Source organism: Rhizobium mesoamericanum STM3625 (assembly GCF_000312665.1).
Taxonomy (GTDB): Bacteria; Pseudomonadota; Alphaproteobacteria; order Rhizobiales; family Rhizobiaceae; genus Rhizobium; species Rhizobium mesoamericanum.
Genome location: NZ_HF536772.1, coordinates 1,289,876 through 1,310,224, shown reverse-complemented (window position 1 = coordinate 1,310,224; position 20,349 = coordinate 1,289,876). Strand labels below are relative to the sequence as shown.

Sequence of the window (20,349 nt, the reverse complement as noted above, 5' to 3'; positions counted from 1 at the left end):
GATCAGTCTTCCTGTTGGTCGACAGCGGACGCAGCATACGGTCGGGATACCGTCTCGTAGGGATCAAATGCGGCGATGGGGTTGAAGCGGATGCGTGCGCCGATCGCGATCTGGCCGGCCAGATCCATATGGTGCCGTGCCACAACGGCGATGACAGGGTAACCGCCGGTTAAGGGGTGATCGGCGAGGAAAAGGACTGGCTGGCCATTGTGCGGCACCTGAATCGCGCCAAGCGGAGTCGCCTCGGACAGCAATTCCGCCTGATCGCGCCGCTCTATCGAACAAGGGCCCGACAGCCTCATGCCGACACGGCTCGATTCAGGCGTCACGTCCCACTCCTGCGAACTCAAGGTTTCGACGCCCGTCTGAGTGAACCAGTCGGTTCTCGGTCCGAGGAGGACGTCGAGCGTTACCAAATCGCCTGCACGCGGGAGGCGCGGCGGTTCCGGCGGGGCGACATCGACAGCTCCAGCCGGCTGGTTTGCCGGAACGAGAACGCTTCCCGCGTGAATGGCTTCGGGGCCGATTTTAGCCAACGTATCTGTGGCGGCGGATCCGAGCACTGCTTCTGCCAGAAAGCCGCCGCGCAGAGCGACATAACTGCGCATTCCTTCAGGCGGGATGCCGAGGATCAGCTCGTCTCCGACATCGAGTGCAAAGGGGCGAGCGAACGGTGCTGAAATTTCCCGTCCGTCGGCTGCCCGGATCATGAGTGGGCAAGGCGCGCCAGTCACGGCCATGGTCGCCGCGCGATCTGTCCTAAGGGCAAATCCTCCCAAGGCCACTTCAACGACCGGGGTCTCGCGAGGATTGCCGAGGCAGGCGTTGGCCATTTTTGCGGCGGCCCGGTCGAGCGCACCCGATGCCGCCACGCCCTGGCTTGCGCGCCCGGGTCGCCCGAGGTCCTGGTAGAGCGCGGGCCGGTCTGCGCGGGTTACGATCAATCCCTCCAAGCACTTTGCAATTACCGGCTTCGCTGTCCGCAGCCTTGTCGCGTGAACGCTCCCGCCCTTTGCCATGTCGCGAAAGTGCACACGATCGCCGGGTGCCAACAAGGCGGCCCGTGCGCGTGTCGGGTCCCACATCTTCAGTGGCGTGGTCCCCAGCAACTGCCAGCCACCAGGACTGTCGGAAGGATAGATGCCGCCGAATTTCCCTGCCACCGCAACCGATCCCGCGGGAATGCGCACGCGCGGGCTCTTACGCCGCGGCAAATCAAAGCCGGGATCGTCGCAGGTCATGTAAGCAAAGCCAGGAGCGAAACCGGTGAATGCGACGGTATAGGTGGCTTCCGTGTGGCGGCGAATCACCTCTTCGATTGACCAGCCAAGGAAGTCGGCCACGTCGCCGAGATCCTCGCCATTGTAAGTCACCGGGATTTCGAACGATTCACCTTGGCGCGAACTGCGTTTCGTCAAGTCGAACCGAGACAGGAGAGCTGTCAGTCGCGCGCGGTCAGTAAGAGACGGATCAAACCGGATCATTACGGTTCGGGCGGCGGGAATTGCCTCAACCATTCCTTCCGGCGGGTCAGCAAGGAGCGTGTCGAGCAAGGTCAAGGTTGTCCCCAGGTCGTCGAGCTCGACGAGGACACAGCCGCTGCCGGCTGGCAGAAAACGCAGGTGCTCAGCCATGACGCACGTCGATAAAAGACTTCGGCTCGACACCGCGCGCCTCCAGTGTCTCGCGCAGGGTACGGGCGATGACAACGGCGGCGGGCGTGTCGCCATGAATACAGATCGAATGCGCCTCCAGCGCAACGTCGCTGCCGTCGATAGCGATGACGCGCCCTTCGATAACCATTCGCAGCATCCGCTCGGCAACTACGGCCGGATCGTGGATCACCGACCCCGGCAGCCGGCGGCTGACCAAGCTCCCATCAGCATTGTAGGCGCGGTCGGCAAAGGCTTCGCACACCACCGTCAGGCCGGCTTCCCGAGCCTGCGCCACGATCGGCGCCCCTGCCAGCGCCATCAGTACCAGGGAAGCATCGACGGCCTTAATCCCCGTGATCACGTCGGCCGCCTGCCGGGCGTCCTGAGCGATGGTATTATAAAGCGCGCCGTGCGGCTTGACATAACGCACCGACGTGCCTGCGGCGCGGGCGAGACCCTGCAAGGCCCCGATCTGGTAAATAGTATCGCCGATGAGCTCGGCGCTGGATGGATCCATGTTGCGGCGGCCGAAACCCACGAGGTCGCGGTAACCGACATGAGCGCCCACCGCCACCCCGCGGCGCGCTGCCTCGCGAAGCACCGTAAGGATTCCCGCCGGGTCTCCGGCGTGAAAACCGCAGGCTATGTTGGCGCTGGTGACAATCTGAAGCATTGCGGCATCGTCACCCATATGCCAGGGGCCGAAGCTTTCGCCCAAATCGCTGTTGAGATCGATGCTTGCCATGTCGCACACCCATTGAACAATTTCGCCACCCCAATTATTGTTGAATAACCTATTACAGATTGTTCAACAATATAAAAATCGTGGGCGGCTCGAAAAGCGTCGCCAGCACCCAGTGAAACGAGATTTGACAAGGTATTCCATGCCTGACGCGAGGTCCAAGGCCGACGATCAATCGCTCGCCACGCAAGTTGCGACCACGATCAGGGAAATGCTGATCGATGGCGCTTTCGAGCCACGCGAGAAGCTGTCGGAGCAGCAGATCGCCGCACAGTTCGGCATTTCCCGCAATACTCTGCGCGAAGCCTTCCGGCTGCTGAGCAGCCAGGGCCTGCTCGAGCAGATCCCCAATCGTGGTGCGTTCGTTGTCGCTCCGGGCGAGGCGGCCGTCCTTGACATCTATCGAGTTCGCCACGTGATTCAGAGAGGCGCGGTGCTAGCCGCAACCCCAGGACATCCGGCGCTGGCGCGCATGCGCGACCTTGTCGAACAGGCGGAGGCGGCACGCAGAGACGGTGACTGGCAACGGGTAGGTACCCTTAACATGGAGTTTCATCGCACCATGGTCGAGCTTTGTGACAGCCCGCGCCTAAGCGCCTCATTCGACCTCGTTCTGGCCGAACTTAGGCTGGTCTTCGGACAGTTGAACGACACGGCTCACTTGCACGAACCCTACATCGCGCTGAATACCGCGCTTGTTTCTTTGCTGGAAGCGAGGAAAATACCCGACGCGATTTCGCAACTGGAGTCCTACCTCCTGAAATCGGAAAGAGCCGTTTTGGGCGCACTGCAGCGGGAGAGAATAAAAGGCCAACCGTCCAGCTGAAATTCACTCGCCTGCCTGCCCACCTCCCTCCTTCTGCGCGATACTGCACTAGGACAAGTTCTACCGCAGAGCGTTCCACGCGTCGCAACCATACCTTCGCGGGGAATGCCGGCGTCGAGACGGATTTGGTGATGGGGGCCGGCCGCCCAATGGGCGGACCCATCTTGTTCCGGCTGCAAGATCAGGATGCCCTGCTATGCGCTCAACGTCCCCTGAAAAGGCCGAACTGGCAGCATTCATCGGAATGATCGCAACGGAGGACTTCGCCCCGGAAAATGAAGGGTGCATCAGCTCCAAAACTGCGCCGTCCAACAGCCGGCATGATCACCCACCATAGAAGTGGCCGTCTTTGAGGAAACCCGTCGTTTGGAGTCGCGCGGAATTTTCATGGCCGCTTTGCATGCCGTGTTCTAACGTAGCCTTTCAAATCGCAAAGGGGCCTGCCTCATGTCGGACACATCGAAGAAAGGCATTGATCGCCGCGATCTCATACTCGCATCTATTGCCACGGTCGGCGCTTCGGCTGCCCTCGCCGTCAGCGCTGGTTCTGGGAATGCTCAGGGCGCAGCGACACCCGCTGCGCAGCCTGCATCAGGAACAGGAACGCTCTATACCGGCGATGTCATCCGGGGAAAAAAGGTCGTCAGCGCGCTCGACGTCCACGACCTCGAGCCGGGGCTGAGGCACTTCCTGTATTTTCAGGGTGCGCAAATGCCTACGGGGCAGCACTGGTACGTGTCCGTGACGGTTGCAAAGGGGGCGAGGCCAGGTAAGCGCGGCATTCTGACCAGCGGTGTACATGGCGACGAAATGAGCAACATTCACACAGTCCAGACCGTGATGAACCAGCTTGATCCGGCGCAGATGTCGGGTACTGTCATGGCGGTGACCGACGTGGCACGCCCGGCCATTGAAGGCATGCAGCGCAGATGGCCCAATCAGGGCAGAGGCCTCGACCTGATCGACATGAATCGGGAATGGCCTGGCAACGAGAACGGCGCCACCGCGCCCAGCCGACACGCCGGTCTGTTGTTCAACCGGCTGCTGCGCCCGAACGCCGACTTCGCGATCGACTTTCACACCGGAACAACTGGATTCGAAGTCACCGCATTCAATATTGGCGGTATGGATGTGCCCGAGGTCAAGGCGATGATGGAACTCTATCCGGTCGGCCAGATCTTCGACAACCATGTCTATCCCGGCGTCCTGCACAATGCGTTCATGGACGCTGGCATCCCGTCCTTCACGCCGGAGATCGGCGCTGCCCGCGTTCTGGACCTCGAGATGATCCCACTGTTCGTGGAAGGGACGATGAACGTCCTCAAGCATTACGGTATCGTTGCTGGGCCGATGGGTCGGACAGGCAAGGATGTGAGTGTTTTCGTCGGCAACAGTGCCTTCCCGATCCTGGCAACCCAGGGCGGGATCGTCGAGCATTTGGTCAAGCTCAACGACAAAGTCGAACCCGGACAGAAGGTGGCCGTTCAACGCAACAGCTTTGGCGAAGTGGTCGCGGAGTATACAAGCGGCGTGGCCGGAGAGATAACGGGCCAGCGCAGCGATGCAATGGCCGAGCCCGGCAACCCCCTGGTATTCATCCTCTTCCACAAGGCGCCGTCGGAGGGCGCGGAGTCCTATCCCGAATAGGCGCCAAGCACAAAATCATTTGGCGTCACTAGCGCCTGTATGACGGAACTGCGTAGGCCAAAAATTGTGGCGATCAGTCAGAGAAGCCCGGCCTAGTCGGTGTGCCTTTTCCTAACTTGGCCGCGTACCGAGCTCTCCACCCAGCCGCGGTCTATATACGCGCTCTGCATAACTCTGTACGTTCCAAATGATTTTACTGCCTTATACCCAGCGAGGTTCCAACCCGATGCCGCTCGACGCACACCCACGGCAGATACTGTCCCAATGGCCAACGCCGATCGAGACACTCGACCGCCTATCCGCCGCTTACGGTGGCCCGCGGATCTCCATCAAGCGGGATGATTTCGGGAGCATCGCCATGGGCGGCAACAAGCTGCGGAAGCTCGAATATCTAATGGGAGACGCGTTGGCGAAAGGATGCGACATCGTGGTCACGTCTGGAGCCTTGCAATCGAACCATGCCCGCTTGACTGCGGCGGTGGCGGCCAAGCTTGGCCTGAGGTGCCATTTGGTCCTAAAGAACGAAGTCCCCGGGCGTTCCGAGACCTACCACAACTCGGCGAACCTGCTTCTGGATCGGCTGGTCGGTGCGGAGATCGTGCAGGTCGGATGCAATGATACGCTCTCCGACGCGGTGGAGGCCCATGCGGCGTCGTTGCGGGCGCAAGGGCTTACGCCGTACGTCGTGCCGCTGGGAGGGTCGAATGCGATCGGGTGCCTGGGCTACGTGACCTGCGCCGTGGAAATCGCGGAGCAGGAACGGAAACTCGGAAAGGCGTTCAGCCATATCTTCGTCGTGTCAGGATCAGGTGGTACGCATGCGGGGCTTCTTGCCGGCCTCAAACTCACCGGCTCGACGGCGAAGCTGGTCGGCGCGACAATCTCACGGTCCAAAGCGGTGCAACGTCCTCTTATCGAGCAGTTGGTCTCAAATGTCGCTCCCCTGATCGGGATCCATGAATCTGAAACCACGGATGCCATCGAACTCGACGACAGCATGTACCTTCCAGGCTACGGGCTTCCGAACGACTCTTCGACGAAGGCCGTCGTCCAATGCGCGAGGTCCGAGGGCATCCTCCTCGACCCGGTCTACACTTCGAAGGCGATGGCGGCTCTCTTCAGCCGAATCGAGGCGGGAACCTTCAAGCCGTCGGATGAGGTTCTGTTCATTCACACTGGCGGTGCGCCAGCATTGTTCGCTTACGATGAGGCCTACGCCAAGCACGCTCCGTTGTAGTCGCTTCCTTGGCAGAGCTCTCGCAGCAGCTCTGTGAGCGTTGCCAGCCGTCTAATGGTCCATTCCCAGCTTTGGGTAGGATATCGGACGCAGGAGACCAGCCATCCATACGGTGCTTAGTTCTGTTATGGATTGGTGGAGGTAAATGGCGCACCCGAAGAGATTCGAACTCCTGACCCCCAGATTCGTAGTCTGGTGCTCTATCCAGCTGAGCTACGGGTGCGTGCCGGAAGCGGCCGAACCGCTTGCGTGGGCGGTTCTCTAAAGGGTCCTTTGAGGGATTGCAATAGGCTTTCTGAAAAAATCGCGACTTTGGTGATGCAGAACCGAAATGCGCAAAATCAATCACTTTTCGTGGAGCGTGCGGCCGCGGTAATCATCCAGGGATACCGGACGATCCGGGATCTCGATGCGGAACTGCGTCCCGACCGATGGCTTTTCCACAAGCGCGATCGTGCCGCCATGGGCAAGCACCAGCTCGCGGGCAATCACCAGCCCCAGGCCCGTGCCGCCGGAGCGGGCAGAGCCACGGAAGGCAGCGAAGAGATTCTGCCTGGCCTTTTGCGGCATGCCGGGTCCAGTGTCATCAACGATGATGCTGACGACGCTGCCGACTCGCTGGGCCGAAACCGTGATTCGCTTGCCACCATCCAACGTCCGCCCGACGGCGCTCAGCGCCTGCAAGGCGTTGCGGCAGAGATTGTGGATGACACGAAACAGTTGCTCGCTGTCAGCGTCTACCTCGAGCTCGGGCGCCATCTGGTCGATGAACTCAATGCCGCTTTGAGCATCGATCGCCAACATGTCCTTCACGTCCTGTGTTAGGTCATAAAGCCGGATGCGGCGCCTGCGAGGCGCTGCTTCAGTTGCTTGGCCATATGACAATACCTCGGTCGTATAGCCGACGGCGCGGTCGATGGTGCGCAGCAGCTTTGGTGCGAATGCCTTCACCATGGGATCATTGACATCCACGAGACGGTCGGACATCAGCTGCGCCGAGGCAAGAATGTTGCGCATGTCGTGATTGATCTTCGAAACGGCGAGGCCAAGCGCAGCCAGGTTCTTCTGCTGCTTCAGCGTCTTTTGCAATTCCGTCTGCATTGAGGCCAGATGCCGGCCGGCCACCGCAAGCTCATCGCGTCCGCCATCGCCAACAAAGACATTCTGCGGATTTTCGGGATCAGAAGAAAATTGCTGCATGCTGCCGGTCAGTTTGCGAATCGGCCGGATCAGGATGCGATTTATCGCGAAGAACACCAGCGTCGCAGTAAAGAGAGAAATCAGAATCGACAGCAGAAAGACATTGCGGGAATAAACAAGCATCGCATTGCGAAGGTGCTTGTCCTTCATCACAACTTCGACGCCGGTATTGGTATCCTGGACCGGGCCATAGACGCGGATCATGCGATTGCCGCCGAAAATCATCGTATCGAGCGCATCACGAATCGCGATCACAGGCGGCACGTCGGTCAGATCATACTGTTCATCGACGGAGGTCGGCATGTCGGTCGTCGCAAGCAAACGCGAGGTCCCCTCTTTCCGCAGCACGATCGCTTTGGTGCCGGTCGCTTCCAGTGTCTCCTTCTGCAGCGCACGGGGCAGCTCCACCGGCTGCAGGCCATCGATTACGATCGCCGCCGCGGCCGCTGCGTTCAACCTCTCGTCCAGCCAACGCAGGCGCATGCTGGCGACCGACGGAAAGAAAATCAGCACTTCGGCGAGCATGATGCAAACAACCGTCAGCCATAGCAACTTGCCGGAAAGCCCGCCGAACTTCCCGCACGGGCGCTGTTCCGCCTTGTCGGCCTCGCTCCCTGCAGCACCGCCTGGGAGAAGATTGTCGCCTTGATCGTGCGCTTGCATGGTGTCTCGTCCGTTTCGCGCCCAGCGCCTCTTGCGCGTTCTATATTAGACGATGACGGTCGGCTTTCAAATCTTTGCGAGCAACGCCATTTACGACAAAAGGAACGCCGCCCCTGGGGCGGCGTTCCGGTCGATCGAAAGGATCACGGGTGATCAGAACTCTTCCCAATTCGGTTCGGCGACGGCGGCATTGCCGCTAAACGCTCGCGCGACAGTGCTCATGGCGCGACGAGCCGGCGACGTCACCGGACGATGCTCCTGATGGCGAGCAACGGCGACCGGGGTCGCAGCTGGCGCGTTCGAGACCTTGAAGCGCGAGATGAGGCGGACGAGACTGTCGGCCTCGCCGGAGAGCTTGTGCGTCGCTGCCGAGGTTTCCTCGACCATGGCGGCGTTCTGCTGCGTTACCTGATCCATCTGATTGACGGCCGTATTGACTTCCTTAAGGCCCGTAGACTGTTCCTTCGCTGCGGTCGCGATCGAGTGAATATGGTCGTTGATCGCGTTGACGCGGCGTTCGATCTGGGCCAGCGCCTCACCGGTCGCCTGGACCAGCTTCACACCGACCTGCACTTCATCGCCCGACTTGGTGATCAGGCCCTTGATATCCTTCGCAGCTGTTGCCGAGCGCTGCGCCAGTTCGCGGACTTCCTGGGCGACGACGGCGAACCCCTTGCCTGCCTCGCCGGCACGCGCGGCTTCAACACCGGCGTTGAGGGCAAGCAGATTCGTCTGGAAGGCGATCTCATCGATGACGTTGATGATCTGGCTGATTTCGCGCGAGGCCTGCTCGATGCGGCCCATGGCGTCGACGGCATTCCGGACAACAACGCCCGACTTGCCGGCATCGTCCTTCGCCTCTGAGACCATGACACTGGCTTCCTGGGCACGCTCGGTCGAGTTGTTGACCACCGCAGTGATCTCGTCGAGGGCCGCCGAGGTTTCTTCGAGGGCGGCAGCCTGCTGCTCGGTACGCTTGGAGAGGTCGTCGCTGGCGGCGCGCAACTCGTTGGTGTTGCCGTGGAAGCCTTCAGCCGTTTCACGCACCTCGCGCATCGTCGTCTGCAGCGTCGCGAAGGTGCTGTTGACGTTCTGCTGCAGCTCGGCAAAGGCACCCTGGAAGGTGCCGCGCATCGTCTGTGTCAGATCGCCCTCAGCCAGGCTTGCGATCACGCGGCGCGTTTCGCCGACACCTGTATCGATGCTTGACAGCAGATGGTTGATGTTGCTGGCAAACTGATTGAGGCTTTCGTCACCGTAGTCCTTTTCGATGCGGCGGCTGAAATCGCCCGCAGCTGCAGATGCAACGACAACGGACATGCTTGACTGCAGATCGTCGCTCTTCGCACGCATGGCAGCTTCCTGCGCATTCATGCGGCGAACGGCGAGACCATTTTCCTTGAAGACGGCAACGGCGGCAGCCATGTCGCCGATTTCATCCTGGCGACCGGCGAAAGGCACTTCCGCCTCAAAGTTGCCATCCGCCACTTGCTTGATCGCATCCGTCACCTTTTTGATCGGGCGGCTGAGCTGAATCGTGCCGATGTAGAACCCCATGCTGACACCGGCCACAATGCCGATACCGGTGATCGCAATCACTAACCACAGAACCGAGGCGCGAGAGCTTTCGACCTGCGCATTGACGGCATCCAGCGTCGCCTTGTCCGTGGCGACGATCGCATCGATCTCCGCCTGGAAAGCCTTGCGATTGGCACGGTTGGCGTCATTGTTACCCTGCTCGTCGGCAGCCTGGGGGCTCACTTCCGTACCGAGGCGCGCCGTTTCGGCGCGGAATGTCCGGAATTCCTTTGCGCGCTCAGTCATCTTCACAAAGGCATCCTTCTGGCTCTCCGGAACCAGCGGCGCCCAAGAGGCGATTACCTTGTCGATCTGGTCGAGATCGCTCAGCAGTGCCTTGGCAAAGTTTGAGGCCTCTTTTGTCGACTGCGCGTTATAGATTCCGCGCGCCTCCATTACCGTAGCCGTCACGAAGCGGTTGAGGCGCTCGCCGGCGTAGGCGCGATCGGACGCATCTCCGTATGCCGACAGATTCTCGTCGTACTGATAGACGGCCCATAATGCCGTTGCCCCGATCAGAAGCGCAACGCCACACATGGCGCAGACAAGCAGATTGATCTTACCTCGAATTTTCAAAAGAAGCCTCCCAAGACTAATCACAAGCCGGGAAAGCATTCCGGCCGACAGCTAAAATTGGCCGAAATAAATTAATGCCAGCTTTCGGGCACTCGGCCGCGTCACTACAAAAAATTACCTGTACTTAGTCGTCGCCGTTTCTTTTTTTGCGCCGAAAGCGCTAGATCGTCGGAAGAGTGCGCGCGGCAGTTGCGAGCAAGGAAAAATATTACGCAGGTGCAGCAAATAACCTGTCGTCACAAACCTTAATGCGCTTTGCAAAATCCTGTACTTCAGCGTGAAAGTCGGAAATTCCGAGCGATAATTGACTTTGGCAGCCTTCATCCGTATAAGCCGCGGCACGTCCGGTCATATAAGGCTTTCGTTAGCCTCGCCCGTTCGAAAAACAACGCTCCTTGCAATATATGCAAATTCAAGAAGGGCCGCACTCCGCGGTGTTTAAATAAATGAAGCGTACCTACCAACCATCCAAGCTTGTTCGCAAGCGCCGCCACGGTTTCCGTGCACGTATGGCCACCAAGGGCGGCCGTAAGGTAATCGTTGCTCGCCGCGCACGCGGTCGCAAGCGTCTTTCGGCCTAAGGCCGGAATTGCCCGATAAGAGATGGCGGGCGAATTGACGACCAATAATAAGAAAATGACTGCCGGGCGGCTAAAAAGCCGCCCGCAGTTTCTTGCTGTTCGCCAGGGCGAAAAGCGCAAGGGTAGTTTCTTCCTGCTCGAAGTGCTCGACCGGAACGAACCCGAGACCGAAGCCCGCGTCGGCTTCACGGTCACCAAAAAACAAGGCAATGCAGTTGAGCGAAACCGCATGCGGCGGCGGCTGAAAGAGGCGGTGCGACTTCATGCAGGATTTGCAATGCAGCCCGGACACGACTATGTGGTTGTCGCGCGAAGGGACGTGCTGAAAGCATCCTTCAAGGAATTAGCCGCAGAGCTCAAAACTCGCGTCGCAACCAAGCCGAAACACAAGCGGTCCGGAGACGGCCGCCCCAGGAACGTATGATGCAAAACAACCGCAATTACTTCATTGCGATCGCTCTCTCGGTGCTGATCGTTCTCGGCTGGCAATTCTTCTATATGAATCCGCGCATCGAGGCGCAGCGTAAGGCCGAGCTGGCGCAGAAAGCGCAGCACACCGAGCAGACGCAAACCGCCGGCGGAACGACGACGGCACAGCCGAACGGCGCGGCTCCTACCGGGCAGGTTCCGGCTGTGGCATCGATTGCGGATGCTCTTGCGAAGAACCCGCGCATCACGATCGATACGCAGGCACTTTCCGGCTCGATCAACCTTGTCGGCGCCCGCCTCGACGATCTCCGTCTCAAGCGCTACCGCGAGACAGTCGACCAAAACAGCCCCATCATCACACTGCTCAGCCCTTCAGAAACGAAGGACGGTTATTTTGCCGAACTCGGCTATATCGGCGGCGACGCGACTGGCAGTGTTCCGGGTCCCTCGACGCTCTGGACGGCGCCAGCGGACGCAAAGCTGACCGAAAAGACCCCGGTCACACTGACCTACACCAATGACAAGGGTGTGACTTTCGCTCGTACCATTTCCGTCGACGAAAACTACATGTTCACCGTCACGGACAAGATCACCAATGCCGGTCAGGCTCCGGTTGCGCTTTCGGGCTATGGCCGCATCACGCGCTACAACAAGCCGGCTGTAGCCTCCACCTACGTGCTGCATGAAGGCTTCATCGGCGTTATTGGCGACAATGGGCTTGTCGAAAGCAAGTATACCGCCGTGGAAAAAGAAGCCGTCCATATGGCGAACGCAACCGGTGGCTGGCTTGGCATCACAGATAAATACTGGGCCGCGACGCTCATTCCCCCGCAGCAGACTGCCTTCGACGCCCGCTTCAGCCATTTCACCGATGGACAGCCGCGCTTCCAGGCAGACTACAAGCAAAACGCCGTGACCGTCGCGCCCGGCCAGTCGACCGAGATCAAGAACCTGATCTTTGCCGGCGCCAAGGTTGTTCCTGTCATCGACAGCTACAAAGAAACCTATCAGATCCCGCGCTTCGACCGCCTGATCGACTGGGGCTGGTTCTACTTCCTGACGAAGCCGATGTTCAGGCTGATGGACTTCTTCTTCCATTACTTTGGCAACTTCGGTGTCGCGATCCTGCTGACCACCATCATTGTCAAGGCGCTGTTCTTCCCGCTCGCCAGCAAGCAATACGCTTCGATGGCGAACATGAAGCGTGTGCAGCCGAAGATGGAAGAGTTGAAGGCCAAGTTCGGCGACGACCGCATGGGCCTGCAGCAGGCGACAATGCAGCTCTATAAAGACGAGAAGATCAATCCGATCGCCGGCTGCTGGCCTATCGCGCTGCAGATCCCGATCTTCTTCTCGCTCTACAAGGTGATCTACATCACCATCGAGATGCGCCACGCGCCGTTCTTCGGCTGGATCCAAGATCTTTCAGCGCCCGATCCGACCTCGTTCATCAACCTCTTCGGCCTGTTGCCATTCGCGGCTCCGACCTTCCTGCATCTAGGCGTCTGGCCGCTGATCATGGGTGTGACGATGTTCCTGCAGATGCGCATGAACCCGACACCGCCGGATCCGACGCAGGCAATGATCTTCAACTGGATGCCGTTGGTCTTCACCTTCATGCTGGCGAGCTTCCCGGCTGGTCTGGTCATCTACTGGGCATGGAACAACACACTCTCGGTCATCCAGCAGTCGGTGATCATGAAACGCCACGGCGTGAAGATCGAGCTCTTCGACAATCTGAAGGGACTCTTCAAACGAAAGCCGGCTCCAACAGAGAAATGATGATAGCCCCGCTTCGGCGGGGCTTTTCATTTGCGCCGGCATAGCGGCCCCTCTAGGCGGACTGCCTGCCTGGCGGTTGACAAGATCGCCCGAAACCTGAATGCCATAAGGCACACTGGACTTGGATTGGAAAAGGCCGAATGACCGACAACAAGAACGACAAGCCGCTCTTCGGGCGTCCCTGGACTTTTATCCGCGGCGTTCCATCCCTGAAATTCCTGCCGCCGGAAGGACCTCTGGAAGTGGCCTTTGCCGGCCGCTCGAACGTCGGCAAGTCTTCGCTGATCAACGCGCTCGTCAGTCACAAGGGGCTAGCGCGCACGTCCAATACCCCGGGACGTACACAGGAGCTTAATTACTTCGTGCCGGAGGGCTATTCAGGTGAAGCTGGCGACCTGCCACCAATGGCGCTGGTCGACATGCCAGGCTACGGTTACGCGCAAGCGCCGAAGGATCAGGTCGACGCCTGGACGAAACTCGTCTTCGACTACCTGCGTGGGCGCGCGACCCTGAAGCGCGTCTATGTGCTGATCGACAGCCGTCACGGCGTGAAAAAGAACGATGATGAGGTTCTCGATCTGCTCGACAAGGCGGCCGTCTCCTACCAGATCGTTCTGACCAAGACAGACAAAATCAAGCCACCGGCCGTGACCAAGTTGCTTGCGGACACGACGGAAAAGATCAAGAAGCGACCGGCCGCTTATCCCGGGATCATCGCCACGTCATCTGAAAAGAGCGAAGGCCTCGATGATTTGCGCGAGGCCATCGCGCAGACGGTCGGCATCGCCAACTGGAAATAATCGAGGCGCCCTGGAAAAGGCGCCTCGTTGACTGCCTGAACTTTTTTACATCTTCGGCAGCAGGACCGTGTCAACGACGTGGATGACGCCGTTGGACTGCTTCACGTCAGCGATGGTCACGTGGGCGACGTCACCGTTTTCATCGGTGAGGGTGATCTTGCCCATGTTTTCCTTGGCCTTCAGCACGCAGCCGCCGACCGTCTTAATCTCGTGCTCGCCGCCATCGGCCTTGATCATCTTGGCGACGGTCTTGGCCATCGCGGCGGCGGCGACGACGTGGCAGGTCAGGACCTTTGTCAGCTTGGCCCTGTTCTCCGGCTTCAGCAGCGTATCGACTGTGCCAGCGGGTAATTCCGCGAAGGCCTCATTGGTGGGAGCGAAGACGGTAAAGGGACCTTTGCCTTCGAGCGTCGATACGAGGCCGGCAGCCTTGACGGCAGCAACCAGTGTCGTGTGATCCTTGGAGTTCATCGCATTTTGCACAATATCCTTGGTCGGATACATAGCAGCTCCGCCGACCATCGGGTTCTTGGCCTGCGCAGTGAAAGCAAATGCGGAAACGGCAGCAGCAAGCGCGCTCAAGCGCAGTGCGGATTTAATCATGGCGGTTCTCCTTTGGTGTTCGTGCAAACGACCGGCCGAATGCCGGTTTTCGCTTGCGAACATCAGGATCTACGGGAGACTTGGACGGCGAGTTTCAGCGAGAGCGCAAACTTGGTGAGAAAAGGTCAGCGGCGATGTGTCGTGCCGCTTGCCACGATGGGCCCAGTGACCTGACCGGTCGGAGAACCGCCGAAGGGTTCGAGGCTGACGGCAAGAGCTGCTCCCTCATCTATGTTGCCGCGCAAATCGACAGGTATGACCAATTCGCCTGCCTGACCCGGAGGGAACACGCCAAGCGATCTTGGCGCACCGCTTGCCGGAACAAGCCAAAGCTCCAGTGATTTTTCTTGAGGCTTGCCCGTGGCGACGGGCACGATCCTCAATCTTCCGGTCTGCCGTTCATAGGAGGCCAGCAGGTTGACCTGGCTGCTGGAAGTGGTCAACTCGGCCACGAGCGGTGCTTGGGCCTGAGGCGGCGCGACAGCAACTGTCGCAATTGTCAGCGCACCTGCTGTAATCAGCAATGAGACAAGCGCAAGACAGCGCCAGAAGACGATGGAAGCCCACAAACCACGTGCCGGCCTCGGGGCTGTTTCCGGCGAACCGAACAGCCGCGCTTCGATCTGCTTGAACGTTTCCTGGCCGGGGCTTACGACATCGTAGTCGTCGTTGAAAGCGGAAAGATTGGTCTCCCAGCGGCTGACAATAGCTGCAAATTGCCTGTCGCGGCGCATACGCTCTTCCACCACCCGCCGATCCTTGAAGGAAAGAACACCAAGAACATACTCACCGGCGAGTACCTCGTCGCGGGAGCGGCCCCCCTTGCTCTGATCCGGCGATGTCATCGTTCCATGCACTCTCTCAGTTTCAAGAGGCTGCGACGCAGCCATGTGCGCATCGTGTTCAAAGGGACGCCAAACTGATCGGCCAGTTCCTGATAGCTCTGCCCTTCGACGTAAGCTCTCTTCACCGCCATTGCCCGATCAGCTTCCAACTCTTCCATGCAGGTGTCAATGCGCCTTCCTTCATCCTTGATCACAGTCTGTATCTCGGGGGAGGGTTCGTCATCCGCGAGGTCGTAGCCGCTATCCAATTCGTCGGCGATCGGCTTGCGCGCGCGCATGATGTCTATCGCCTGATTGCGCGCAATTGCGGCGAGCCAGGAGGAAGGCGCGCCTGCCCCGGCGGCGAACACATCGGCGCGCTGCCAGATCTTGACGTAGACCTCCTGAAGCGCTTCCTCGGCGTCCCTTCTGTCCTTCAAGATACGCAAGCAGATGGAGAAGAGTTTCGGGCCGGTCTCGCGATATAGCATCGCAAAGGCCTTGCGATCGCCCATTGCAACCTGGCTGATCAGATGCGCGATTTCGTCGCCCGTCATGTCATGCCTCTTGGAGACAGCTGTGTCGTCCTGCACTCACTTGCCGGCAGATACGCTAAACTAATGGTCTCTGGATTATTCCATCTGTCAAAAACTTGCGATAAAAGGCCGCGATCAATCTGCGGGGTATCCCATGAACCAGTCTGAAAGCGAAACCCAGGCGCGCCTGCTTGCGCAGGCCCTTCCCTTCATGCAGCGCTACGAAAACAAGACGATCGTCGTGAAGTACGGCGGCCATGCCATGGGCAATCCCGAACTCGGCAAGGCGTTCGCGAGCGACATTGCGCTACTGAAACAGTCAGGCGTCAACCCGATCGTCGTCCACGGCGGCGGCCCGCAAATCGGCGCGATGCTCACCAAAATGGGCATCGAATCGAAGTTCGAAGGCGGCCTGCGCGTCACCGACGCCAAAACGGTCGAGATCGTGGAGATGGTTCTCGCCGGCTCCATCAACAAGGAGATCGTCGCCCTCATCAATCAGACCGGCGAATGGGCGATCGGCCTTTGCGGCAAGGACGGCAACATGGTCTTCGCCGAAAAGGCGCAGAAGAAGGTCAAGGATCCAGATTCGAACATCGAACGCGTGCTCGACCTCGGCTTCGTTGGCGAGGTCGTCGAAGTCGACCGCACGCTGCTTGACCTACTCGCCCGCTCCGAGATGATCCCAGTCATCGCTCCGGTCGCCCCTGGCCGCGATGGCGCAACCTACAACATCAACGCCGACACCTTTGCCGGCGCGATCGCCGGTGCGCTGAACGCCACCCGCCTGCTCTTCCTGACGGATGTCCCCGGCGTCCTCGACAAGCAGGGCAACCTGATCAAAGAACTTTCCGTCGCGCAGGCGCACGCGCTGATCGCCGACGGCACGATCTCCGGCGGCATGATCCCGAAGGTCGAGACATGCATCGACGCGATCAAGGCGGGCGTCCAGGGCGTCGTCATCCTGAACGGCAAGACCGCCCATTCCGTGTTGCTCGAGATCTTCACTGAGCACGGTGCGGGAACGCTAATCGTTCCTTAAGCCTTTACATAAGGTAGTCCCGGACGAAAAACCTGGAACTGCCTTAGCTCGCGGCGGCATAAACCGCCGCGGCTGCCTCTCTCATCTTTTCCATCATCATCCGATAGGGGCCTGGCCCGTAGCTGATGCGGCTAACGCCAAGTTTGGCCAACGACTTCACGTCCGGCGCACCCTGGCGCATCATGATGTTCACCGGCAGTGGCAACGCGTCGCAGATTTTCTGGATCAGCGTTGACTCAATCAGCCAGGGCACGAAGAAGCCGTTGGCGCCAGCGGCAGCGTAAGCCTTGCCACGCTCGATTGCAGCATCGACCAGGCTCGCATGTTTCGAGAGGTCGCCTTCGCGCAAGAACAGGTCGGTGCGCGCATTGATGAAGAGGGCAATGCCGCGGCGGTCCGCCGCCTCGCGAATGGCGCGGATGCGGGCGACCTGTTTCTCTACCGAGTGCAGTCCATCGCCGCCGACCACCTGATCTTCGAAATTGATACCGGTAGCACCGGCGTCAATCAGCACCTCGACATTAGCGGCAGCGCCGGCAGGCTCGGTTGAGTATGCCCCTTCGAAATCGACGGAGAGCGGTAGGTCGTTGACCGCCGTGATTTGGCGGGTCGTGGCGACCAACGTTTCCAGTGGGATCTTCTCACCGTCGCCATAACCCTGCGCTGCGGCAACCGACCAACTTCCCGTTGCCAGAGCCTTAGCGCCTGCCTCGGTCACCGCTTTCGCCGTTCCAGCGTCCCATATGTTGTAAAGAATGACGGGATTACCCTTCTGATGCAGTGCGCCGAATGCTCTTGCCTTCTCAGCCTGATTCATTGAATCCCCTCCACAAACAATCCCTTGGTTATCATCTCCTGCCTCTTGCACTGGCCGGCACCGCTGGCAGGGTCGGAAACTGGACTACGTGCAGGTGGCGATGGATTCGCAAAAGGCCGCATTTTCCCCCTTCCGCTTGAGAACCGGGCAAGTCAACCGGCAGAAAATGCCGGTTGTCGTCATGCAGACATATGCGAGGCCTTCGCAGGCCGGATCTGCGGCTAATCAGCGTACCATAGAACGCTTCATTGGGAAGGTCGAAGAGCATGAGGCGTTTCATCATCCGTTGCGGGCTGCGTCGGCCGCAAATCGTGCGTCTATTTGTTCTTGCCGATTTCCTTGCCCGTCCAGCCATGCCATAACGAGCCATGACCAAGATAGATCGCACGCCAACCAAGGCGGATTTCTCGCATGTGACCGAGTGGGTTTTCGACCTCGACAACACGCTCTACCCGCATCATGTCAACCTGTTCGCGCAGATCGACAGGAACATGACGGCCTACGTCTCGACCTTGCTACAGATGGAGCGGGAGGAGGCGCGCAAGCTACAGAAGCAATATTATCTTGATCATGGCACGACGCTTCAGGGGTTGATGATCCACCACGGCGTCGATCCGAACGACTTTCTTGAGAAGGCACATGCGATCGATTATTCAAGCCTGACGGCGCAACCCGACCTGGGTGCAGCCATTAAGGCACTGCCGGGTCGCAAGTTCATCTTCACCAATGGCAGCGTCAAGCACGCCGAAATGGCTGCCGGGGCGCTTGGAATCCTCGAGCATTTCGACGATATCTTCGACATCGTGGCTGCCGACTTCGTGCCGAAGCCAGCACAGGTAACCTACGACAAGTTCGCCGCACTGAAGCGGATTGAGACGGACAAGGCGGCGATGTTCGAGGACCTTCCTCGCAATCTCAAGGTTCCAAAGACGCTCGGGATGCAGACCGTTCTGCTGGTGCCGAACAACCTTGAGGAAACGGTTGTCGAATGGTGGGAAAAGACCAGCGGCGACGATGATCACATTGACTTCGTGACGGACGATCTCACTGATTTTCTTGCGAAGATCGCCGGCTAGATTACTAAACTTTCATCCAGCTTACCGATCTTTAATTGGGCGATTTGCTCCATCGGCCCTACCCTTTTGTCTGTAATCCCGTTGCGATTGCACTTTGAAAGGAGCTGAAATGTCTCGGAACAAGCTGATACTGGCCGCACTCTCCTCCGTCATGATCGTAGGTGCCGCAGCCGGCACCAGTTTTGCTGCGTCTCACGACAAGAAGCATCATCCTCCACGTCCCCAACACGGCATGGGCATGATGATGGGACCGCGCATGGGCGCGATCCGCGAAGTCATCTTCGTTCGCATGCTGAAACAATTCGACACGAATAAGGATGGCCAGATTTCCAAGCAAGAGGCCAAGGACGGGATGGAGGCGATCTTCGTCGCGATCGATACTGACAAGGACGGCTCGCTGACGCCGGGCGAAATCCGTAAATACCGCGAGGCCCAGATGTCCAAGGTAAAGGCGTCCGCCGATCAAACCCTGGATGACGATGCTATGCCAATGGCACCGGCGCCGGATGCGGACAACGCCCAGCCGCCACCACCACAGCCTGGGCCCGACGCCCGACCAGATCGCCGAGGCATGCATGGCGGTATGATGCGAGGCATGATGTTGATGCAGCGCTTCGACACCGACGAGAACGGCCAGATTTCCAAGCAGGAAGCCGAAGCCGCCTTCGACAAGTTCTTCACCTGGATGGATCGCAATAAGGACGGAGTAATCTCGCTCGACGACATGCCCGATCGCCCATTCCCGTAAGCGGAAGCTTACCGAGACCAAAGCCTGCCAGCTCGGCGGGCTTTTCTATTCGTGGTGCTCGTAGAAATCCTGGATGATCTTCCAGGCGGCATCGGCCGTATCGACAAAGCTAATCAGATCGACATCGTCAGGCGCAATGGTGCCGAATTCCGCAAGCGCCTCGAAGTTGACGATGCTCCGCCAGAACTTCTCTCCAAACAGAATAAGCGGCATCTTCTCCATGCGACCGGTCTGGATCAGCGTCAGACACTCGAAGAATTCATCGAGAGTGCCGAAGCCACCTGGGAAGACAGCGATGGCCTTGGCGCGCACCATGAAGTGCATCTTGCGGATTGCAAAATAATGGAAATTGAAGCTGAGCTCCGGGGTAACGTAGACGTTCGGTGCCTGCTCATGCGGAAGCACGATGTTGAGGCCGATCGAGGGGGCGCCTTCGTCGGCTGCGCCACGATTGCCGGCCTCCATGACTCCCGGGCCGCCGCCGGTCACGATGACATATTCACGGAAATCGAAGCCCGCCGAATATTTCGAGCATAGCCGCGCGAACTTGCGCGCCTCGTCGTAATAGACCGATGCCGCTTCGAGGTTGGCGCGCTGCGTTTCGTTTCTCGCGGCCCATGCGCTTTGGCCTGGCGCGGGAATGCGGGCGCCGCCAAACATCACCACCGTCGACCTGATGCCGCGTTCCGAAAGCATCATCTCGACCTTCAGCAGTTCCAGCTGCAGTCGGATTGGCCGCAGTTCCTCGCGGCACAGAAACTCTTCGTCAACATAGGCAAGGCGATAGGATGGCGACAGCGTCTGCGGCGTCTTCGGCACGGCCTCGGCACGGTGCTTGTCAATTGCGCTCGTCTTCAGCGGATCCCAAACGCCATCCTTGCGCCGCAGCCTGCCGTTCCGTGCCTTTGCCATGTCAAATGCCTTTCAATACCGCCGGCTTCCACAGCCGGAATGTCGTCTCGAAGCGTTGAATCGCCGCGGAAAAAT

At 59.3% G+C, this 20,349-nt stretch carries 20 protein-coding genes and 1 tRNA gene; 10 read left to right on the top strand and 11 right to left on the bottom strand.

Annotation, left to right across the window (positions count from 1 at the left end; genetic code table 11):
* Nucleotides 1-2: 2 nt before the first annotated feature.
* Both BN77_RS06330 and BN77_RS06325 read right to left on the bottom strand, forming a co-directional pair.
* Complete coding sequence (locus BN77_RS06330) at nt 3-1,634, bottom strand: 5-oxoprolinase subunit B/C family protein (RefSeq protein ID WP_007529661.1); 1,632 nt, start codon at nt 1,632-1,634, stop codon at nt 3-5.
* A complete protein-coding gene (locus tag BN77_RS06325) occupies nt 1,627-2,400 on the bottom strand; it encodes a LamB/YcsF family protein (RefSeq protein ID WP_007529659.1) in 774 nt (257 codons plus the stop codon). The genes BN77_RS06330 and BN77_RS06325 overlap by 8 nt, the downstream gene beginning before the upstream one ends.
* A 139-nt stretch (nt 2,401-2,539) precedes the next feature.
* Between BN77_RS06325 and BN77_RS06320 the strand changes: the two genes are divergently transcribed.
* From BN77_RS06320 to BN77_RS06310, 3 genes are all read left to right on the top strand, one after another.
* Entirely contained in the window at nt 2,540-3,223 is a 684-nt protein-coding gene (locus BN77_RS06320) for a GntR family transcriptional regulator (RefSeq protein ID WP_007529656.1), read from the top strand.
* Between the two features lie 447 nt (nt 3,224-3,670).
* Nucleotides 3,671-4,870 carry a succinylglutamate desuccinylase/aspartoacylase domain-containing protein gene (locus BN77_RS06315; RefSeq protein ID WP_007529655.1) on the top strand — a complete coding sequence of 400 codons (1,200 nt, stop codon included), beginning with the start codon at nt 3,671-3,673 and terminating at the stop codon, nt 4,868-4,870.
* Nucleotides 4,871-5,096: 226 nt separating this feature from the next.
* The gene (locus tag BN77_RS06310) at nt 5,097-6,107 is read left to right on the top strand and encodes a D-cysteine desulfhydrase family protein (RefSeq protein WP_007529654.1); all 1,011 of its coding nucleotides are present in this window, start codon (nt 5,097-5,099) and stop codon (nt 6,105-6,107) included.
* A gap of 146 nt (nt 6,108-6,253) precedes the next feature.
* On the opposite strand, the gene BN77_RS06305 is transcribed toward BN77_RS06310, so the two are convergent.
* The 3 genes from BN77_RS06305 to BN77_RS06295 form a co-directional block, all read right to left on the bottom strand.
* A tRNA-Arg gene (locus BN77_RS06305) sits at nt 6,254-6,330 on the bottom strand.
* 122 nt (nt 6,331-6,452) lie between these two features.
* Entirely contained in the window at nt 6,453-7,970 is a 1,518-nt protein-coding gene (locus BN77_RS06300; protein WP_007529653.1) for a sensor histidine kinase, read from the bottom strand.
* A gap of 153 nt (nt 7,971-8,123) precedes the next feature.
* A complete protein-coding gene (locus tag BN77_RS06295; RefSeq protein WP_208856427.1) occupies nt 8,124-10,124 on the bottom strand; it encodes a methyl-accepting chemotaxis protein in 2,001 nt (666 codons plus the stop codon).
* 446 nt (nt 10,125-10,570) lie between these two features.
* Here BN77_RS06295 and rpmH point away from each other — a divergent pair, with 446 nt between their 5' ends.
* The 4 genes from rpmH (at nt 10,571) to yihA (ending at nt 13,716) form a co-directional block, all read left to right on the top strand.
* On the top strand, nt 10,571-10,705 hold the full coding sequence (gene rpmH, locus BN77_RS06290) for a 50S ribosomal protein L34 (protein ID WP_016552555.1): 135 nt from the start codon (nt 10,571-10,573) through the stop codon (nt 10,703-10,705).
* Nucleotides 10,706-10,727: 22 nt separating this feature from the next.
* Complete coding sequence (gene rnpA, locus BN77_RS06285; protein WP_007529647.1) at nt 10,728-11,129, top strand: ribonuclease P protein component; 402 nt, start codon at nt 10,728-10,730, stop codon at nt 11,127-11,129.
* Nucleotides 11,129-12,916 carry a membrane protein insertase YidC gene (gene yidC / locus BN77_RS06280; protein ID WP_007529645.1) on the top strand — a complete coding sequence of 596 codons (1,788 nt, stop codon included), beginning with the start codon at nt 11,129-11,131 and terminating at the stop codon, nt 12,914-12,916. Before rnpA ends, yidC begins: the two co-directional genes overlap by 1 nt.
* A 140-nt stretch (nt 12,917-13,056) precedes the next feature.
* The gene (gene yihA / locus BN77_RS06275; protein ID WP_007529643.1) at nt 13,057-13,716 is read left to right on the top strand and encodes a ribosome biogenesis GTP-binding protein YihA/YsxC; all 660 of its coding nucleotides are present in this window, start codon (nt 13,057-13,059) and stop codon (nt 13,714-13,716) included.
* Nucleotides 13,717-13,761: 45 nt separating this feature from the next.
* Here yihA and BN77_RS06270 read toward each other — a convergent pair whose 3' ends face one another.
* The 3 genes from BN77_RS06270 to BN77_RS06260 all read right to left on the bottom strand — a co-directional run bounded on the left by BN77_RS06270 (nt 13,762) and on the right by BN77_RS06260 (nt 15,700).
* Nucleotides 13,762-14,319, bottom strand: a complete 558-nt coding sequence (locus tag BN77_RS06270) for a fasciclin domain-containing protein (RefSeq protein WP_007529641.1) — start codon at nt 14,317-14,319, stop codon at nt 13,762-13,764.
* A gap of 125 nt (nt 14,320-14,444) precedes the next feature.
* The gene (locus BN77_RS06265) at nt 14,445-15,164 is read right to left on the bottom strand and encodes an anti-sigma factor (RefSeq protein WP_007529639.1); all 720 of its coding nucleotides are present in this window, start codon (nt 15,162-15,164) and stop codon (nt 14,445-14,447) included.
* Entirely contained in the window at nt 15,161-15,700 is a 540-nt protein-coding gene (locus tag BN77_RS06260; RefSeq protein ID WP_007529634.1) for a sigma-70 family RNA polymerase sigma factor, read from the bottom strand. The genes BN77_RS06265 and BN77_RS06260 overlap by 4 nt, the downstream gene beginning before the upstream one ends.
* A 133-nt stretch (nt 15,701-15,833) precedes the next feature.
* Between BN77_RS06260 and argB the strand changes: the two genes are divergently transcribed.
* Entirely contained in the window at nt 15,834-16,721 is an 888-nt protein-coding gene (argB, locus tag BN77_RS06255; RefSeq protein ID WP_007529633.1) for an acetylglutamate kinase, read from the top strand.
* A gap of 43 nt (nt 16,722-16,764) precedes the next feature.
* On the opposite strand, the gene BN77_RS06250 is transcribed toward argB, so the two are convergent.
* Nucleotides 16,765-17,538 (bottom strand): isocitrate lyase/PEP mutase family protein, encoded by a 774-nt coding sequence (locus BN77_RS06250; protein WP_007529630.1) that lies wholly within the window; start codon nt 17,536-17,538, stop codon nt 16,765-16,767.
* A gap of 84 nt (nt 17,539-17,622) precedes the next feature.
* Nucleotides 17,623-17,721 (bottom strand): Ada metal-binding domain-containing protein, encoded by a 99-nt coding sequence (locus tag BN77_RS34655; RefSeq protein ID WP_244426162.1) that lies wholly within the window; start codon nt 17,719-17,721, stop codon nt 17,623-17,625.
* A 185-nt stretch (nt 17,722-17,906) separates the two neighbouring features.
* Between BN77_RS34655 and BN77_RS06245 the strand changes: the two genes are divergently transcribed.
* Nucleotides 17,907-18,614: a pyrimidine 5'-nucleotidase gene (locus BN77_RS06245; protein ID WP_007529627.1), complete on the top strand. Its 708-nt coding sequence runs from the start codon at nt 17,907-17,909 to the stop codon at nt 18,612-18,614.
* 109 nt (nt 18,615-18,723) lie between these two features.
* Complete coding sequence (locus tag BN77_RS06240) at nt 18,724-19,362, top strand: EF-hand domain-containing protein (RefSeq protein WP_007529625.1); 639 nt, start codon at nt 18,724-18,726, stop codon at nt 19,360-19,362.
* Nucleotides 19,363-19,407: 45 nt separating this feature from the next.
* On the opposite strand, the gene BN77_RS06235 is transcribed toward BN77_RS06240, so the two are convergent.
* On the bottom strand, nt 19,408-20,274 hold the full coding sequence (locus BN77_RS06235; protein WP_007529623.1) for an LOG family protein: 867 nt from the start codon (nt 20,272-20,274) through the stop codon (nt 19,408-19,410).
* Between the last annotated feature and the right edge of the window lie 75 nt (nt 20,275-20,349).

Bases quoted from the DNA above. Each gene is read 5' to 3' on its own strand.
- yihA (WP_007529643.1), top strand. From the start codon at position 13,057: ATGACCGACAACAAGAACGACAAGCCGCTCTTCGGGCGTCCCTGGACT.
- BN77_RS06325 (WP_007529659.1), bottom strand. From the start codon at position 2,400: ATGGCAAGCATCGATCTCAACAGCGATTTGGGCGAAAGCTTCGGCCCC.
- BN77_RS06240 (WP_007529625.1), top strand. From the start codon at position 18,724: ATGTCTCGGAACAAGCTGATACTGGCCGCACTCTCCTCCGTCATGATC.
- rnpA (WP_007529647.1), top strand. From the start codon at position 10,728: ATGGCGGGCGAATTGACGACCAATAATAAGAAAATGACTGCCGGGCGG.
- argB (WP_007529633.1), top strand. From the start codon at position 15,834: ATGAACCAGTCTGAAAGCGAAACCCAGGCGCGCCTGCTTGCGCAGGCC.
- BN77_RS06250 (WP_007529630.1), bottom strand. From the start codon at position 17,538: ATGAATCAGGCTGAGAAGGCAAGAGCATTCGGCGCACTGCATCAGAAG.
- BN77_RS06245 (WP_007529627.1), top strand. From the start codon at position 17,907: ATGACCAAGATAGATCGCACGCCAACCAAGGCGGATTTCTCGCATGTG.
- BN77_RS06330 (WP_007529661.1), bottom strand. From the start codon at position 1,634: ATGGCTGAGCACCTGCGTTTTCTGCCAGCCGGCAGCGGCTGTGTCCTC.
- BN77_RS06270 (WP_007529641.1), bottom strand. From the start codon at position 14,319: ATGATTAAATCCGCACTGCGCTTGAGCGCGCTTGCTGCTGCCGTTTCC.
- BN77_RS06265 (WP_007529639.1), bottom strand. From the start codon at position 15,164: ATGACATCGCCGGATCAGAGCAAGGGGGGCCGCTCCCGCGACGAGGTA.
- rpmH (WP_016552555.1), top strand. From the start codon at position 10,571: ATGAAGCGTACCTACCAACCATCCAAGCTTGTTCGCAAGCGCCGCCAC.
- BN77_RS06300 (WP_007529653.1), bottom strand. From the start codon at position 7,970: ATGCAAGCGCACGATCAAGGCGACAATCTTCTCCCAGGCGGTGCTGCA.
- BN77_RS06315 (WP_007529655.1), top strand. From the start codon at position 3,671: ATGTCGGACACATCGAAGAAAGGCATTGATCGCCGCGATCTCATACTC.
- BN77_RS06235 (WP_007529623.1), bottom strand. From the start codon at position 20,274: ATGGCAAAGGCACGGAACGGCAGGCTGCGGCGCAAGGATGGCGTTTGG.
- yidC (WP_007529645.1), top strand. From the start codon at position 11,129: ATGCAAAACAACCGCAATTACTTCATTGCGATCGCTCTCTCGGTGCTG.
- BN77_RS06260 (WP_007529634.1), bottom strand. From the start codon at position 15,700: ATGACGGGCGACGAAATCGCGCATCTGATCAGCCAGGTTGCAATGGGC.
- BN77_RS06310 (WP_007529654.1), top strand. From the start codon at position 5,097: ATGCCGCTCGACGCACACCCACGGCAGATACTGTCCCAATGGCCAACG.
- BN77_RS34655 (WP_244426162.1), bottom strand. From the start codon at position 17,721: ATGACGACAACCGGCATTTTCTGCCGGTTGACTTGCCCGGTTCTCAAG.
- BN77_RS06320 (WP_007529656.1), top strand. From the start codon at position 2,540: ATGCCTGACGCGAGGTCCAAGGCCGACGATCAATCGCTCGCCACGCAA.